The 13,685-nt window shown below is 40.5% G+C and carries 15 protein-coding genes and 1 riboswitch; of the genes, 14 read left to right on the top strand and 1 reads right to left on the bottom strand.

What is annotated here, in order from left to right; all coding sequences use genetic code 11:
* Positions 1 to 7: 7 nt before the first annotated feature.
* The 11 genes from def (at position 8) to spoVM (ending at position 9,814) form a co-directional block, all read left to right on the top strand.
* Positions 8 to 481 (top strand): peptide deformylase, encoded by a 474-nt coding sequence (gene def, locus ACFS5O_RS15750; RefSeq protein WP_205726069.1) that lies wholly within the window; start codon positions 8 to 10, stop codon positions 479 to 481.
* Positions 482 to 483: 2 nt separating this feature from the next.
* Positions 484 to 1,413, top strand: a complete 930-nt coding sequence (gene fmt, locus ACFS5O_RS15745; protein WP_318300203.1) for a methionyl-tRNA formyltransferase — start codon at positions 484 to 486, stop codon at positions 1,411 to 1,413.
* Between the two features lie 2 nt (positions 1,414 to 1,415).
* Positions 1,416 to 2,789: a 16S rRNA (cytosine(967)-C(5))-methyltransferase RsmB gene (rsmB, locus tag ACFS5O_RS15740; RefSeq protein WP_205726070.1), complete on the top strand. Its 1,374-nt coding sequence runs from the start codon at positions 1,416 to 1,418 to the stop codon at positions 2,787 to 2,789.
* The gene (rlmN, locus tag ACFS5O_RS15735) at positions 2,782 to 3,867 is read left to right on the top strand and encodes a dual-specificity RNA methyltransferase RlmN (protein WP_144700850.1); all 1,086 of its coding nucleotides are present in this window, start codon (positions 2,782 to 2,784) and stop codon (positions 3,865 to 3,867) included. Before rsmB ends, rlmN begins: the two co-directional genes overlap by 8 nt.
* A 7-nt stretch (positions 3,868 to 3,874) precedes the next feature.
* On the top strand, positions 3,875 to 4,633 hold the full coding sequence (locus tag ACFS5O_RS15730) for a Stp1/IreP family PP2C-type Ser/Thr phosphatase (RefSeq protein WP_205726071.1): 759 nt from the start codon (positions 3,875 to 3,877) through the stop codon (positions 4,631 to 4,633).
* Positions 4,630 to 6,660, top strand: a complete 2,031-nt coding sequence (gene pknB, locus ACFS5O_RS15725) for a Stk1 family PASTA domain-containing Ser/Thr kinase (protein ID WP_205726072.1) — start codon at positions 4,630 to 4,632, stop codon at positions 6,658 to 6,660. Before ACFS5O_RS15730 ends, pknB begins: the two co-directional genes overlap by 4 nt.
* A 2-nt stretch (positions 6,661 to 6,662) precedes the next feature.
* Positions 6,663 to 7,553, top strand: coding sequence for a ribosome small subunit-dependent GTPase A (gene rsgA / locus ACFS5O_RS15720; protein WP_205726073.1), 891 nt, complete (start codon positions 6,663 to 6,665; stop codon positions 7,551 to 7,553).
* Positions 7,553 to 8,200 carry a ribulose-phosphate 3-epimerase gene (gene rpe, locus ACFS5O_RS15715; RefSeq protein ID WP_205726074.1) on the top strand — a complete coding sequence of 216 codons (648 nt, stop codon included), beginning with the start codon at positions 7,553 to 7,555 and terminating at the stop codon, positions 8,198 to 8,200. The genes rsgA and rpe overlap by 1 nt, the downstream gene beginning before the upstream one ends.
* 20 nt (positions 8,201 to 8,220) lie before the next feature.
* Positions 8,221 to 8,327, top strand: a riboswitch (TPP riboswitch).
* A 91-nt stretch (positions 8,328 to 8,418) separates the two neighbouring features.
* Positions 8,419 to 8,988 carry an energy-coupled thiamine transporter ThiT gene (gene thiT / locus ACFS5O_RS15710; RefSeq protein ID WP_205726075.1) on the top strand — a complete coding sequence of 190 codons (570 nt, stop codon included), beginning with the start codon at positions 8,419 to 8,421 and terminating at the stop codon, positions 8,986 to 8,988.
* Entirely contained in the window at positions 8,985 to 9,629 is a 645-nt protein-coding gene (locus ACFS5O_RS15705) for a thiamine diphosphokinase (RefSeq protein ID WP_205726076.1), read from the top strand. Before thiT ends, ACFS5O_RS15705 begins: the two co-directional genes overlap by 4 nt.
* 104 nt (positions 9,630 to 9,733) lie before the next feature.
* On the top strand, positions 9,734 to 9,814 hold the full coding sequence (gene spoVM, locus ACFS5O_RS15700; RefSeq protein WP_007202502.1) for a stage V sporulation protein SpoVM: 81 nt from the start codon (positions 9,734 to 9,736) through the stop codon (positions 9,812 to 9,814).
* Between the two features lie 634 nt (positions 9,815 to 10,448).
* Here spoVM and rpmB read toward each other — a convergent pair.
* Positions 10,449 to 10,637 carry a 50S ribosomal protein L28 gene (gene rpmB / locus ACFS5O_RS15695; RefSeq protein WP_066240673.1) on the bottom strand — a complete coding sequence of 63 codons (189 nt, stop codon included), beginning with the start codon at positions 10,635 to 10,637 and terminating at the stop codon, positions 10,449 to 10,451.
* 234 nt (positions 10,638 to 10,871) lie between these two features.
* Here rpmB and ACFS5O_RS15690 point away from each other — a divergent pair, with 234 nt between their 5' ends.
* The 3 genes from ACFS5O_RS15690 (at position 10,872) to sdaAB (ending at position 13,685) form a co-directional block, all read left to right on the top strand.
* The gene (locus tag ACFS5O_RS15690) at positions 10,872 to 11,234 is read left to right on the top strand and encodes an Asp23/Gls24 family envelope stress response protein (RefSeq protein ID WP_066240675.1); all 363 of its coding nucleotides are present in this window, start codon (positions 10,872 to 10,874) and stop codon (positions 11,232 to 11,234) included.
* Between the two features lie 15 nt (positions 11,235 to 11,249).
* Positions 11,250 to 12,926 carry a DAK2 domain-containing protein gene (locus ACFS5O_RS15685; RefSeq protein ID WP_205726077.1) on the top strand — a complete coding sequence of 559 codons (1,677 nt, stop codon included), beginning with the start codon at positions 11,250 to 11,252 and terminating at the stop codon, positions 12,924 to 12,926.
* A gap of 96 nt (positions 12,927 to 13,022) precedes the next feature.
* Complete coding sequence (sdaAB, locus tag ACFS5O_RS15680; RefSeq protein WP_144700837.1) at positions 13,023 to 13,685, top strand: L-serine ammonia-lyase, iron-sulfur-dependent subunit beta; 663 nt, start codon at positions 13,023 to 13,025, stop codon at positions 13,683 to 13,685.

Below are 13,685 nucleotides of genomic sequence, written 5' to 3'. Positions count from 1 at the left end.
ATATATAATGACCATTCTTAAAATTGTAGAACATCCACATCCCGTTTTAGAGACTGAATGTGAACAAGTAAAAACATTCGATAAAAAGTTAAAGAAATTAGTGAAAGATATGTTCGAAACGATGTATGAGGCAGAAGGTGTAGGACTTGCTGCACCACAGATCGGCATTGCAGAACAGATCGCTGTTGTAGATATTGGTGATGACACCGGTCAACTGGTTCTAATAAACCCTGTTATCAAGAAAGCATCTGGAAGCCAAATTGGCCCTGAAGGATGTTTGAGTTTCCCAGGATTGTTCGGTGAAGTCGAACGTCCTTTTAACGTTACTGTTACAGCTCAAGACGTAGATGGAAAAGCGTTCACTATAGAAGCAAATGATTTTCTTGCTCGTGCCATCCAACATGAAATCGATCATCTGCACGGAATTTTATTTACTTCAAAAGTAATCGAATACTACGAAACGGAAGAACTGGAGGGATAAGCATGAAAGTATTATTTATGGGAACGCCTGATTTTTCCGTACCTGTTCTTCGTCAGCTCGTGGAAGATGGCTACAATGTCGTGGGGGTTGTCACACAACCTGACAAGCCGGTAGGCAGAAAAAAAGAGATCAAGCAAACCCCTGTTAAAGAAGAAGCGTTAAAACATGGAATTTCTGTGTATCAGCCTATTAAACTGCGAGAAGACTATGAAGAAATCATCGCTCTTCAACCAGACTTAATCGTCACAGCAGCATATGGACAGATTTTACCAAAAGCGATCCTTGAAACACCTCAACATGGATGTATCAACGTACATGCATCATTGCTTCCAAAGTATCGTGGAGGTGCTCCGATCCACAAAAGTATTATGGATGGAAACGATAAGACTGGGATCACGATCATGTATATGGTTGAAAAATTAGATGCAGGTGATATACTTACCCAAGTTGAAGTTGAAATCGAAGAACATGATCACGTTGGTTCGATGCACGATAAGTTGAGTGCAGCTGGCGCGAAATTATTGTCTGAAACTATTCCTCAACTTGTTGAAGGAAAACTAACCCCTATGCCACAAGTGGCCGAAGAAGTTTCATTTGCTTGGAACATCACTCGAGATCAAGAGAAGATCGATTGGACGATGTCTGGTGAAGAAATTTATAACCACATTCGTGGGCTACACCCATGGCCAGTTGCTTATACGTATTTGAACGGACAGCCACTTAAGGTGTGGTGGGGTGAAAAGAAAGAAACAAGTGCTGATAGTGAGCCGGGGACTGTAATCGGTGTTCATGAAAAAGGACTACAGGTCGCAACAGGAAACAAAACAAGTATTATTATTACAGATTTGCAACTCTCTGGTAAAAAGAGGATGTTAGCAAGTGATTATCTTAAAGGAGCAAGCGTTTCAAAAGGCTTGAGATTAGGTGAGTAGAGTTGGACAACAACATTCGGGCAATCGCCCTGGACGTTTTACAAAAAATAGAACAGAACCAGGCATATAGCAATTTACAATTGAATCAAACGTTACAGAACACGAATTTAAAGAATGTCGATAAAGCACTTCTGACGAATATCGTGTATGGAACGATACAACGAAAAAACACGATTGATTTTTATTTAGATCAATTGTTGAATAAACCGATCAAGAAAAAAGATCGCTGGGTTCTTTCATTACTGAGATTATCTATTTTTCAGATGTTATATTTAGATAGAGTTCCTGATCATGCGATCATTCATGAAGCAGTAGAGATAACGAAAGAACGCGGAAATCAAGGGTTAGCGGGTCTAGTCAATGGTATTTTGCGTAAACTTCAGCGAGAAGGTACAGCGGCCATGGATAAAAAGGCAGAAGAAGGCATTGAAAAAGAAGCTCTTTCATACAGCATGCCTCAATGGTTGTTTGACCGGTGGAGAGATCAGTTCGGACAAGAGGATGCCGAAAAGATGGCACAGTCTAACTTATTAGCTTCTCCTGTAACCGCAAGAGTGAACACGAAGAAAAGCAATAGAAAAGACGTTTTGGAGCTTCTTTTAGAAGAAGGAATTGTAGCTGAAGAAGGAGAATTGTCTCCTGAAGGTATCATCGTTAAAGAAGGTTATCTTCCAGCAACTGATGTTTATAAACAAGGACTCGTAACGATCCAAGACGAAAGCTCCATGTTAGTAGCACGGGCTGTTGATCCTGTTTCTGGAGAGACCATTCTAGATACATGTGCCGCACCGGGTGGTAAGTCAACGCACATGGCAGAACTGATGCAAGGCGAAGGAAAGGTAGTTTCGCTAGACCTTCATGCTCATAAGATTGACTTGATCAAAAGACAAGCAGAACGTCTTGGACTTGAAAATATTGAAGCGTCCGTTTTAGATGCACGAAAAGTATCGGAAGAGTTTCCATCTGGATCTTTTGATAGAGTTCTCGTAGATGCGCCGTGCAGTGGTTTCGGTGTAATTCGTAAGAAGCCTGATTTAAAATGGTCAAAAACAGAAGAAGATGTGACGAGATTAACTAGCATACAAAGAGATATACTGCACGCTGCTTCAGTTATGGTCAAAGAAGGCGGACTCCTCGTGTACAGTACGTGTACAGTAGATAAAGAAGAAAACGATAACGTTGCCGATTGGTTCTTAACAAACCATCCGGATTTCGAGTGGGATTTCCAATTTGCCGAAAAAATGCCTAAGAAGATAAAATCCTATATAATAGAAGGTAGATCGGACCTTCAGATCATGCCGCACTATTTTAATAGTGACGGATTCTATATAGCAGCATTCAGAAAAAAGACAACAGGTGGTGAGAAACATGCTTAAACCTTTAACAGAGAAACAAACAAAACCAAATATCAAACCTTCTATCTTCTCTTTAGAACTTCATGAGTTAGAAGCGTGGCTTACAGATATAAGAGAACCAAAGTTCAGAGGAAAACAGATCTTTGAATGGCTGTATAAAAAACGTGTGTCTTCTTTTGAGGAGATGACGAACCTTCCTTTAGGTCTTCGTGAGAAGCTTGAGAAAGATTTTTATATCAAACCATTAAAAGAAGTTGTGCGTCAAGAGTCTTCAGATGGCACGATTAAATTCTTATTTGAGCTACAAGACGGCTATTCGATTGAAACGGTTCTCATGAGACATGAATATGGAAATAGTATTTGTGTGACTACTCAAGTAGGATGCCGTTTAGGTTGCACGTTCTGCGCTTCTACATTAGGTGGGCTGAAACGTAATCTTCTAGCTGGTGAGATCGTGGCTCAAGTTCTGCAAGTTCAGCGTGCACTTGATGAAACAGAAGAAAGAGTTAGTTCAGTAGTTGTTATGGGAATAGGTGAGCCTTTCGATAACTATGAAGGACTCATGTCGTTCCTGAAAATAATCAATCACGATCAAGGCCTTAATATCGGAGCTCGACACATTACGATCTCAACGAGTGGTGTAGTGCCATACATCTATAAGTTTGCGGACGAAGGGATGCAGATCAATTTTGCGATCTCCTTGCATGCACCGAACACAGAGACGAGAAGCCGATTGATGCCAGTAAACAGAATGTATCCGTTGAACGAATTGATGGATTCTATTCGTTATTACATTAAAAAGACAGGACGTCGTGTGACGTTTGAATATGGATTGTTCGGGAAAGTTAACGATTCCGTAGAACATGCGAACGAGTTAGCCGATCTGATCAAAGATATTAAGTGTCACGTAAATCTTATTCCTGTAAACTATGTACCAGAAAGAGACTATGTCCGAACACCAAAGACACAAATTTTTAAGTTCTTAGAGACGTTAACCTCCAGAGGCATTAATGCCACCATCAGAAGAGAACAAGGACATGACATTGATGCTGCATGCGGTCAGCTGCGTGCGAAGGAACGTAAAGAAGAGACGAGGTGACGGGAAAATGCAAATTGCCTTTCAAACAGACGTTGGAATGGTAAGGAAGCATAATGAAGACAGCGGGGAAGTGTTCACAAAGGGTGAACACTTTCTTGCAGTTATCGCAGATGGTATGGGTGGACATAAAGCAGGCGATATCGCGAGCCAAGAAGCCCTGAAAGTGATGAAAGAAGCATGGTCTCAATTTGAAGAAGATATGGAAAACGTGAAAGAATGGATTCAGAATGTTTTAAAAGACACGAATAAACATATCTTTGATTTTTCTCAGGAAAATCCTGAAACGAGAGGTATGGGCACTACAGTTGTGGCTGCTTTAGGTACCAATAAAGAAGTTACAGTCGCTCATATCGGTGACAGCCGATGCTATCTGTATTCGAATGGTGAGTTGAAACGAGTAACGGATGATCACTCACTTGTCCAAGAATTAGTGAAATCTGGTCAGATAACAGAAGATGAGGCAGAGATTCATCCAAGACGAAACATGATCATGAAAGCTGTAGGTACTGATGAAACCGTAGAAGCTGAGTTTAATACGATCACTTGGCAGTACGGTGACTATCTTTTGCTTTGTTCTGACGGTCTATCAGATAAAGTATCGTCTAAACGGATTCAAGAAGTATTTCAAGATCCTTTGGAATCTGTTACTGAGAAGGTAGAACGATTGATCACTTGGGCAAAAGATGCCGGTGGAGAAGATAACATTACTGCTATCCTTATACAGAATAGTTCTGACACAGAGATAAAAGGGGAAGCAATAACATGATAGGAAAAAGAGTCAGTGGCCGCTACAAGCTTTTAGAAGTTATTGGTGACGGCGGAATGGCCATCGTTTATCGAGCAAAAGATTTAATCTTAGATAGAGATGTAGCAGTAAAAGTTCTACGTTCAGAGTTTAATAAAGACGAAGATTTCATCAGACGATTTAAAAGAGAAGCTGAATCAGCAACAAGTCTTAACCATCCAAACATTGTGAGCATCTATGATGTTGGAGAAGATGAAGAGATCTATTTTATCGTGATGGAGTATGTGCAGGGTAAAACACTAAAGCAATACATAAAAGAACACGGAAAAATATCAGTAGAAGAATCTTTGCACATAATGAAGCAGATCGTTTCAGGGATGGCGGTCGCTCATGATCATGGAATCATACATCGCGATATCAAACCGCATAATATATTAATTACAGATAACGGAACCGCTAAGTTAACAGACTTTGGAATCGCGCTCGCCATCACTTCAGCTACGATCACGCATACAAACTCTATACTGGGTTCTGTTCATTACTTTTCACCTGAACAAGCAAGAGGAGGTATCGCGAACGCAAAATCGGATATCTACTCTTTTGGAGCTGTACTTTACGAAATGGTTACAGGAAGAGTGCCTTTCGTAGGAGATTCACCGGTTTCTGTTGCGTTAAAGCATCTACAAGAAAACGTGATCGAACCGCGTAGGTTGAATCCTGAAATCCCGCAAAGTGTAGAGAACATCGTATTAAAATCGTTGGCAAAAAATCCTTTGAAAAGATACGACAGTGCTGATGAATTGTTGAGCGATATGAATTCAGCGCTAGATCCAGACCGTATGTATGAACAAAAGTGGAACGAAGAAAGCGAGGAAGACGAAAAAACGAAGTATATTCCTCCTATCGTCGCACCACCTGTCGAGACACCAGTAAAGAAAGTGGAAGCTGAAGGAGAAGAAGTAAAAGAAAAAAAGCCTGAGAAACCTAAGAAAAAACGAAACTGGTGGCTTATTTTACTTCTCTCACTTCTTTTATTAGGCGGAGCTGGAATTGCTGCTTTTACGATGATGCCTTCAATCTTTTATGTTGAAGAAGTCAGTGTTCCAGATGTAGCGGGAGAAGAATATGTCGATGCTTTCGATAGCTTGAGAGCAGAAGGTCTGGAAGTGAAACGGCAGGAAGTATTTGATCCCGAGATTGAAGAAGGCCTTGTAGTAAGACAAGACCCATCTCCTGGAACAAAGGTGAAGCAGGAGGCAATCGTCACTTTATTCGTATCAAAAGGACCTGAAAAAGAAAATATGCCTGATGTAGAAGGGTATAATATAGAAGATGCGAAAGAACGTTTGAAAGAAGATGGCTTCTCACAGATCAATATCAACTATGAAGAATCGGACTCTGAACCTGAAGGTACCGTACTCGAACAAAGTCCTGATCGCGATGAAAAAGTAACACCTGCAGAAACAGAAGTTACGCTAACGGTCAGTTCTGGGACACCAACGGTTCAAGTTGAGAACTTGATCGGTGCATCTGAACAAGATGTAAAAACGTTTGCTGACAATGCTGGACTGACAGTTGAATTTTCAAAAGAGTTCTCTGATACCGTTGAAAAAGGCAGAGTTATCTCGCAAAACCCATCTCCTTTCAGGCAAGTTGAAAAAGGGGCTACGATTTCTGTTGTACTTTCAGATGGACCAGAGTCAGTAGAAGAAGAACCACCACCGGCTGAAGAGGAACCACCTGCTGAAGACCGAACGGTTACAAAAGATATTGAAGTTAAGGTAGATAAGAAGGACAAAAGAGAACCAGTTACAGTTAGGATCGTATATTCGGACAAGAATGCATCGAATGAAGTGTTTGTTGAAGAACAGATTACGGACAAAAAGAAATACAAATTGCCTCTAACGATTGGTGAAGGAGGTTCTGCTTCTTACGTTGTATATGTCAATGGACAAGAAGAGGAATCCGAGACGATCAATTATGATGATGTAAAGAGTGCTAGTGGACGAATGAGTAGAGATGATCAGGAAGGGGACGATGGTGATTAAGCATGCCTGAAGGAAGAATTGTTAAAGCGCTCGCCGGCTTTTATTACGTTAAGGAAAACGGGAAATCCGAAGTTTTTCAATGCAGAGGAAGAGGGAACTTTCGCAAAAAGAAAGTAAACCCATTGGTAGGGGACTGGGTAGAATACGAGTCAAGCAACATTACAGATGGTTACATTCTTGATGTGAAGGAACGCAGAAACGAATTAGTTCGGCCTCCTATCGCAAACGTAGACCAAGCCATTCTTGTTTTTTCGGCTACCGAACCGGATTTTAGCACGCTTTTGTTAGACCGTTTTCTCGTTCATATTGAAGCGAACGACATCTTGCCTGTAATCTGTATCTCAAAGATGGATCTAGTACAGAAACCGGATGAGATGAAAGAGATCAACCATTACATTGAGACGTACAAAACTTTAGGTTATGAAGTTATTCCAACTTCGACCAAAACTGATGATAGCCTTGAGATGTTCTATCCGCTTTTCAAAGACAAAGTAACCGTCTTTGCAGGGCAGTCTGGGGTAGGTAAATCTTCACTTTTAAATGCGATCAATCCAGAACTTATGCTCGAAACAAATGAGATCTCGAGCCATCTAGGTCGAGGGAAGCATACAACTCGTCATGTGGAACTCATTCTTTTCGGTAATGGCTTGGTTGCTGACACTCCTGGATTTAGTTCGTTAGACTTTTTAAACATTGAAGCTGAAGACTTGTCCATGTACTTTCCTGAGATGAACGAGCTTCGTGGCGATTGCAAGTTCAGGGGCTGCTCACATACGTCAGAACCAAAGTGTGCGGTTAAAAAGGGTGTAGAGGACGGAGTCGTTCCAACCTTCCGCTATGACCATTATGTTAGTTTTTTACAAGAAATTAAAGATCAAAAACGGAGGTACTGATGATTAAAATTGCTCCTTCCATTCTTTCGGCTGACTTTTCAAGGTTAGGCGATGATATAAAAGCTGTTGAAGAAGCAGGTGCAGACTATATTCATGTTGATGTGATGGATGGTCATTTTGTCCCGAACATCACGATTGGACCGCTTGTCGTTCAAGCGATACGACCTGTTACGAAACTTCCTTTAGATGTACATCTCATGATAGAAAATCCTGATCATTACATTGAAGAATTTGCAAAAGCGGGTGCTGATATTATTTCGGTACATGTAGAAGCATCACGGCATCTTCATCGAACGATTCAACTCATTAAACAACTGGGTGTAAAAGCGGGTGTAGTAATAAATCCAGCTACTCCAGTCGACTCGATCAAACATATATTGCAAGATGTTGACCTTGTGTTGTTGATGACTGTAAATCCTGGTTTTGGTGGACAAGCGTTCATTGAGAGCGTAGTGACTAAGATTAAAGAAGTTTCCGATCTAGTAAAAACACAAGGATTGAACGTTGAGATCGAAGTTGACGGTGGCGTGAATCCAAAAACAGCTCGTCTTTGTGTCGAAGCAGGTGCAAATGTATTAGTTGCTGGTTCTGCCATTTACGGGAAGCAAGATTTAAAGGGTGCAATAGAAGCCATTCGTGGTGTATAATTGGAAAAGAAAATAAAATAAGCAACCACAGGGGGAGTCCTTTAAAGGGCTGAGAGGGGAGTGTTCTCCCGACCCTTTGAACCTGAAGCTGGATCATACCTGCGTAGGGATGTGGAGTCGTATGACTTTTTTGAATGTATATCTAAAAAGCAACCGAGCTCACATGCCGGTTGCTTTTTTTGTTTTCTGTCAAAGGAAGAATATAGGGGGTATTTTGAATGAAAACAAACAACATTTCATTGCTAACAGAAATCGCTATTATGTCTGCATTATCGTTGATCTTAGGTTTGATTAAGTTTGCAGGTCCTTGGCCACAAGGTGGTTCTGTTTCGTTAGAGATGGTTCCGATCTTTTTAATGGCGTTTAGAAGAGGACTGAAAGCAGGAGTCCTTACAGGATTGGCTGTTGGGCTCTTACAGCTACTTGTGAATCCTTATGTGATCCACCCCGCTCAGATGATTCTAGACTATCCTTTAGCGTTTGCTTTAGCAGGTGTTGCGGGGGCATTCGCACCATCTATCTCTCAAAGTGCAAGCAAGAGAACGTTCTTGATGGTTACAGGAATCTTCGTAGGGTGCTTGTTAAGAACCATCTCTCACGTTTTTTCAGGGGTTATCTTTTTTAGCGATTTAGCAGAAGAGATGAACGTATGGATTTATTCGTTCTTATACAACGGATCATTCATGGTTGTTATTTTTGCGATTACGGCGCTAGTTGTTATTCTATTAACGAATACAGCACCGAAACTACTACATGCCGCACGTAATGGTCATCACCAAGCAGCATGAAGATAAGCATCGTCGCAGGTGGTCCTGAATATCTGATTCCTGATCTAAAGCACTACGATCTCAAAAGGGATCACATTTGGATCGGAGTCGACAGAGGAACGCTCTTTCTGTTGAAAAATGACATCTTCCCACAGCATGCATTTGGCGATTTTGATTCTATTTCTGATGATGAGAGAAAAAGTATTCTAGACTCATCCATAATAGTGAATCAATATCGATCAGAAAAAGATGCTACAGACATGGAGCTCGCACTAGAGTGGGCGTTGAAACAGAACCCAGAACAAATACTCATATTCGGTGCGACTGGTGGAAGGTTAGATCATGAATTGATGAACATCCAATTATTATATCGATCTCTGAGAGTACGTACAGACGTTAAAATTATTGATAACAGGAATGAAATCTCTCTCCATTTACCGGGATGTTATGATATTGAGCAGGATCATAGATATTCATACATCTCATTTCTGGCTCAAAGTGAAGAAGTGACAGGCATAACTTTAGTGGGATTTAAATATCCGTTAGAACAAGCTAAGCTTCAGGCTGGATCATCATTATGTGTTTCCAATGAGCTTGTAAATAAAAGTGGTACTTATTCTTTTGACTCCGGCATAATATTGATGGTAAAGAGCCGTGATTAAAAAATCACGGAATACAGGCCCCCAATGCACCTTTTTATAAAAAGGGGAATAAAGTATTTATGTTTAGCTCTTATCATTTTTTATGGGCCTGGAGGAGGGGTAAGATGAAATTTTATACCATTAAACTTCCTAAATTCTTGGGAGGCTTCGTACGTGCCGTCTTAGGTTCTTTCAAAAAAGGATAACAAACAAAAAAAGCGCTTGTGCGCTTTTTTTGTTTGTTTTGTAGTGGTTCTATGTAAGTGGTTGATTTCCGCTCCAGGTTGCTCGCTTTCCATGGGGCGAACGGTGAGCCTCCTGTCTAGTTGCAGTGACTAGCCCCTCGAGGTCAAAAGTTAAACGGTCTGTGATGAGCAAAGTGCGCCGTCCTCGCCCATTTACCTTTTGCTTGTCGAGGCTGAACGAGTCACTTGCACTTTTCGGACTGCCGCTTTGCGCCATTAGGAGTTTCTACCTGACCGCTTCAAGGTTGTCTCTCTGCTCCTGCGTCTACAAGTTTATGCTAACGAAGTGAATTCCTCGTCGCATGCCTTGCGAGAAGCACCTCATGTTGCAGGCAGGCAACCTTACGCTCCAATCAACTTGCCTAAGATGAGAAAAAGAAAATACCAAAAAAGCAAAAATCATTTAGAAAGAGTCTTTTAAGAGTAAATAATTTTTAGATTGGATGATTTACTGTCCAGTTTAAAGAAAATACTGTCCGCTTTCAGCTTTTTACTGTCCAGTTTGGAATAAATACTGTCCACTTGAATCTATTATTAGTTATCAAAGCGCTTTTTGGACAAAGAAAAAAACAGCAGCGGCTGCTGCTGTTTTTATTTATACACGTTCAACTTTGCCAGATTTAAGGGCACGAGCAGATACGTATACGCGTTTAGGCTTTCCGTCCACAAGAATACGAACCTTTTGGACGTTAGCTCCCCAGCTTTTCTTTGATTTGTTCATTGCGTGAGAACGCTTGTTACCAGTTTTAGGTCCTTTTCCAGTAATAAAACATTTACGAGCCATGTAGGTGAACCTCCTTTACAGCAAAAAAGCTTTGCATCAATTCAATCGTATGTTAAATACTAAATAATATTAGCATGACTTCAGAAGCAATGCAACATATTCGTAAAAGGTTTTCAAGTAAATTTCCTTGACAATACTATTTACATAGTGTGAAATGTAGTAGTCCTTTCAAAATACGCTGATATATAGTAAAATATTTGTTAGCCATTTAACAAATTAAAGGGGGATGTAAGCATGTCCATTGAAATGAAAACAACCTATGGTCAAATTGATATTTCTAATGAAGTAATTGCAACTATCGCCGGTGGAGCCGCAATTGATTGTTACGGAATTGTTGGCATGGCATCAAGGAAGCAATTAAAGGATGGAATAACTGAGCTTTTAGGACGTGAAAATTTCTCCCGAGGGATCGTTGTTCGACAAGAAGAAGATGAAGTACATATTGATATGTACATCATCGTTAGTTATGGAACAAAGATTTCTGAAGTGGCTCATAACGTTCAGAACAAAGTGAAATATACCCTGGATCAAATGCTTGGTTTGGCGGTTGACTCAGTCAATATCTACGTTCAGGGTGTCAGGGTGACAACCCCTTAGTTAGGAGGAAGTTTTGTGTCTTTAAAAGTATTAGATGGAAAAAAGTTTTCAAAAATGGTACTCGAGGGTGCTTCAAACTTAACAAGAAACGCAGCAATGGTCGACGCACTTAATGTTTTCCCTGTACCAGATGGTGATACAGGAACGAACATGAATCTAACGATTACTTCTGGTGCAAAAGAAGTAGAAAAAAATACTTCTAATCAAATTGGCGCTGTTGCCAGTGCTTTTGCAAAGGGTTTACTTATGGGAGCACGCGGAAACTCTGGTGTTATCCTTTCACAATTGTTTAGAGGATTCTCTAAATCAATCGAAGGAAAAGAGACGATCAACGCTGCTGAATTTGCCAATGCATTTGATAAAGGTGTAGAAACGGCATATAAAGCTGTTATGAAACCAGTAGAAGGTACGATTTTAACTGTAGCTAAAGATGCTGCAAGAAAAGCAGTTAAAGAAGCTAAAAAATCAGACGACATCCTATACATTATGAAAGAGCTTGTTAAAGAATCGAAAGCTTCCTTAAACCGCACGCCAGATCTACTTCCAGTGCTGAAAGAAGTAGGTGTTGTTGATTCGGGTGGACAAGGGTTAGTCACTGTTTACGAAGGGTTTTTAGCTGTACTAGAAGGCAAAGAGCTGCCAAAAGTATCTGTTAACGCTCCATCGATGGGTGAACTTGTTAACGCTGAGCATCATAAAGCACAGATGCACATGAAGACGGAAGATATCCATTTCGGGTATTGTACAGAGTTCATGGTAAGGTTCGAAGACAAAAAGATCAAAAACAATCCATTCGATGAGATCAATTTCCGTAATGAGTTAAGTCAACATGGTGATTCCTTATTAGTTGTTGCTGATGAAGACGTCGTGAAGGTTCACATCCATACGGAACAACCGGGTAACATGCTAACACTTGCACATCGTTATGGTAGCTTGATCAACATCAAGATTGAAAACATGCGTGAGCAGCACTCAGCGATTTTAGAGAGTGAGAACGAAGTGATTCCTTCATACTCACAATCTACAGCAGAGAAAAAGAAAGAATATGGCATCGTTACAGTTGCGATGGGTGAAGGAATCGAAGAGATGTTTTCATCAATGGGAGCATCAGTGATCCAAGGTGGACAAACGATGAACCCAAGTACTGAAGATATCGTAAAAGCGATTGCTGAAGTTAACGCTGAGAAAGTGTTCATCCTTCCGAACAACAGTAATATCATCATGGCATCTGAACAAGCTGCAAGTGTTGTTGATGAAGAGGTTGTAATCATCCGCACAAAAACAGTGCCACAAGGTATCGCTTCTATATTAGCTTTCAATCCTTCAGCTGATATGTCAGAGAATGAAAAGAAGATGAACGAAGCGATTACTTCTGTTAAGTCAGGCCAAGTTACTTATGCAGTTCGTGATACATCGATTGATGGTGTTGAAATTGCAAAAGGTGATTTTATGGGAATATCTGAAGGGAAGATTCTAACTTCTAAGACAGACAAACAAGAAGTTACGAAAGAACTTCTCTCCAACATGCTTGATGAAGATTCAGAGATCGTTACGATCATCTACGGTGAAGATAGCTCTGAAGAAGAAGCACAAGAGCTTGCTGAATTTATTGAAGAAAAGTATCCCGATGCGGAAGCTGAAATTCATAATGGTAAGCAACCGATCTATTCATTCATCTTATCTGTAGAGTAAAAAATGAAAAGTATTCTCTCTTAAACTTAAAGTGTGATAAAGTTAAGAGGGAATACTTATTTTTATGGGAAAAAACGCAACTTGAAGGAGAACGTCATGAAATATAAAAGTGTATTTGATATTATCGGTCCCATTATGATTGGACCCTCTAGTTCACATACAGCTGGTGCTGCACGTATCGGACGAGTAGCGAGAAGTCTTTTCGGCAGGAAACCTAAATACGCAACCATCTCATTCTATGGCTCTTTTGCTAAAACCTATCGTGGTCACGGGACGGATGTTGCGATTGTCGGTGGAATCTTAGATTACGACACGTTTGATACTCGAATTGTGGATGCGCTTACAATCGCTAAACAAGAGGGGATCGAGGTTAAGATGACTGCTGAGGATGCTATAACCGACCACCCTAACACAGCTCGAGTGATTATTGGAGATGAAACAGACAGAATCGAAGTGGTTGGAATTTCGATCGGTGGTGGGAAAATCGAGATTACTGAACTGAACGGATTTGAGTTAAGATTATCTGGAAATCACCCAGCTCTTTTGATCGTTCATAATGATAAATATGGAGCGATAGCAGGAGTGGCAAACATATTAGCTAAGCATGAGATCAACATTGGTCATATGGAAGTATCAAGAAAAGAAAAAGGGAAAGAAGCATTGATGGTTATTGAGATCGATCAGAATGCAGACGAAATCATCATAAACGAACTAAATTCTCTCCCGATTGTTCAACAAGTAGTAAAGATACACGATTAA

This window comes from Fictibacillus nanhaiensis, from assembly GCF_042686385.1.
Classification (GTDB): domain Bacteria; phylum Bacillota; class Bacilli; order Bacillales; family Fictibacillaceae; genus Fictibacillus; species Fictibacillus nanhaiensis.
Note: the sequence above shows the minus strand (reverse complement) of the source record. Positions and strands in the feature narration are given on the sequence as shown.

What these genes read in the sequence shown, in the direction of transcription:
- def (WP_205726069.1), top strand. Translation starts at nt 8, where the DNA reads ATGACCATTCTTAAAATTGTAGAACATCCACATCCCGTTTTAGAGACT.
- fmt (WP_318300203.1), top strand. Translation starts at nt 484, where the DNA reads ATGAAAGTATTATTTATGGGAACGCCTGATTTTTCCGTACCTGTTCTT.
- rlmN (WP_144700850.1), top strand. Translation starts at nt 2,782, where the DNA reads ATGCTTAAACCTTTAACAGAGAAACAAACAAAACCAAATATCAAACCT.
- ACFS5O_RS15730 (WP_205726071.1), top strand. Translation starts at nt 3,875, where the DNA reads ATGCAAATTGCCTTTCAAACAGACGTTGGAATGGTAAGGAAGCATAAT.
- pknB (WP_205726072.1), top strand. Translation starts at nt 4,630, where the DNA reads ATGATAGGAAAAAGAGTCAGTGGCCGCTACAAGCTTTTAGAAGTTATT.
- rsgA (WP_205726073.1), top strand. Translation starts at nt 6,663, where the DNA reads ATGCCTGAAGGAAGAATTGTTAAAGCGCTCGCCGGCTTTTATTACGTT.
- rpe (WP_205726074.1), top strand. Translation starts at nt 7,553, where the DNA reads ATGATTAAAATTGCTCCTTCCATTCTTTCGGCTGACTTTTCAAGGTTA.
- thiT (WP_205726075.1), top strand. Translation starts at nt 8,419, where the DNA reads ATGAAAACAAACAACATTTCATTGCTAACAGAAATCGCTATTATGTCT.
- ACFS5O_RS15705 (WP_205726076.1), top strand. Translation starts at nt 8,985, where the DNA reads ATGAAGATAAGCATCGTCGCAGGTGGTCCTGAATATCTGATTCCTGAT.
- spoVM (WP_007202502.1), top strand. Translation starts at nt 9,734, where the DNA reads ATGAAATTTTATACCATTAAACTTCCTAAATTCTTGGGAGGCTTCGTA.
- rpmB (WP_066240673.1), bottom strand. Translation starts at nt 10,637, where the DNA reads ATGGCTCGTAAATGTTTTATTACTGGAAAAGGACCTAAAACTGGTAAC.
- ACFS5O_RS15690 (WP_066240675.1), top strand. Translation starts at nt 10,872, where the DNA reads ATGTCCATTGAAATGAAAACAACCTATGGTCAAATTGATATTTCTAAT.
- sdaAB (WP_144700837.1), top strand. Translation starts at nt 13,023, where the DNA reads ATGAAATATAAAAGTGTATTTGATATTATCGGTCCCATTATGATTGGA.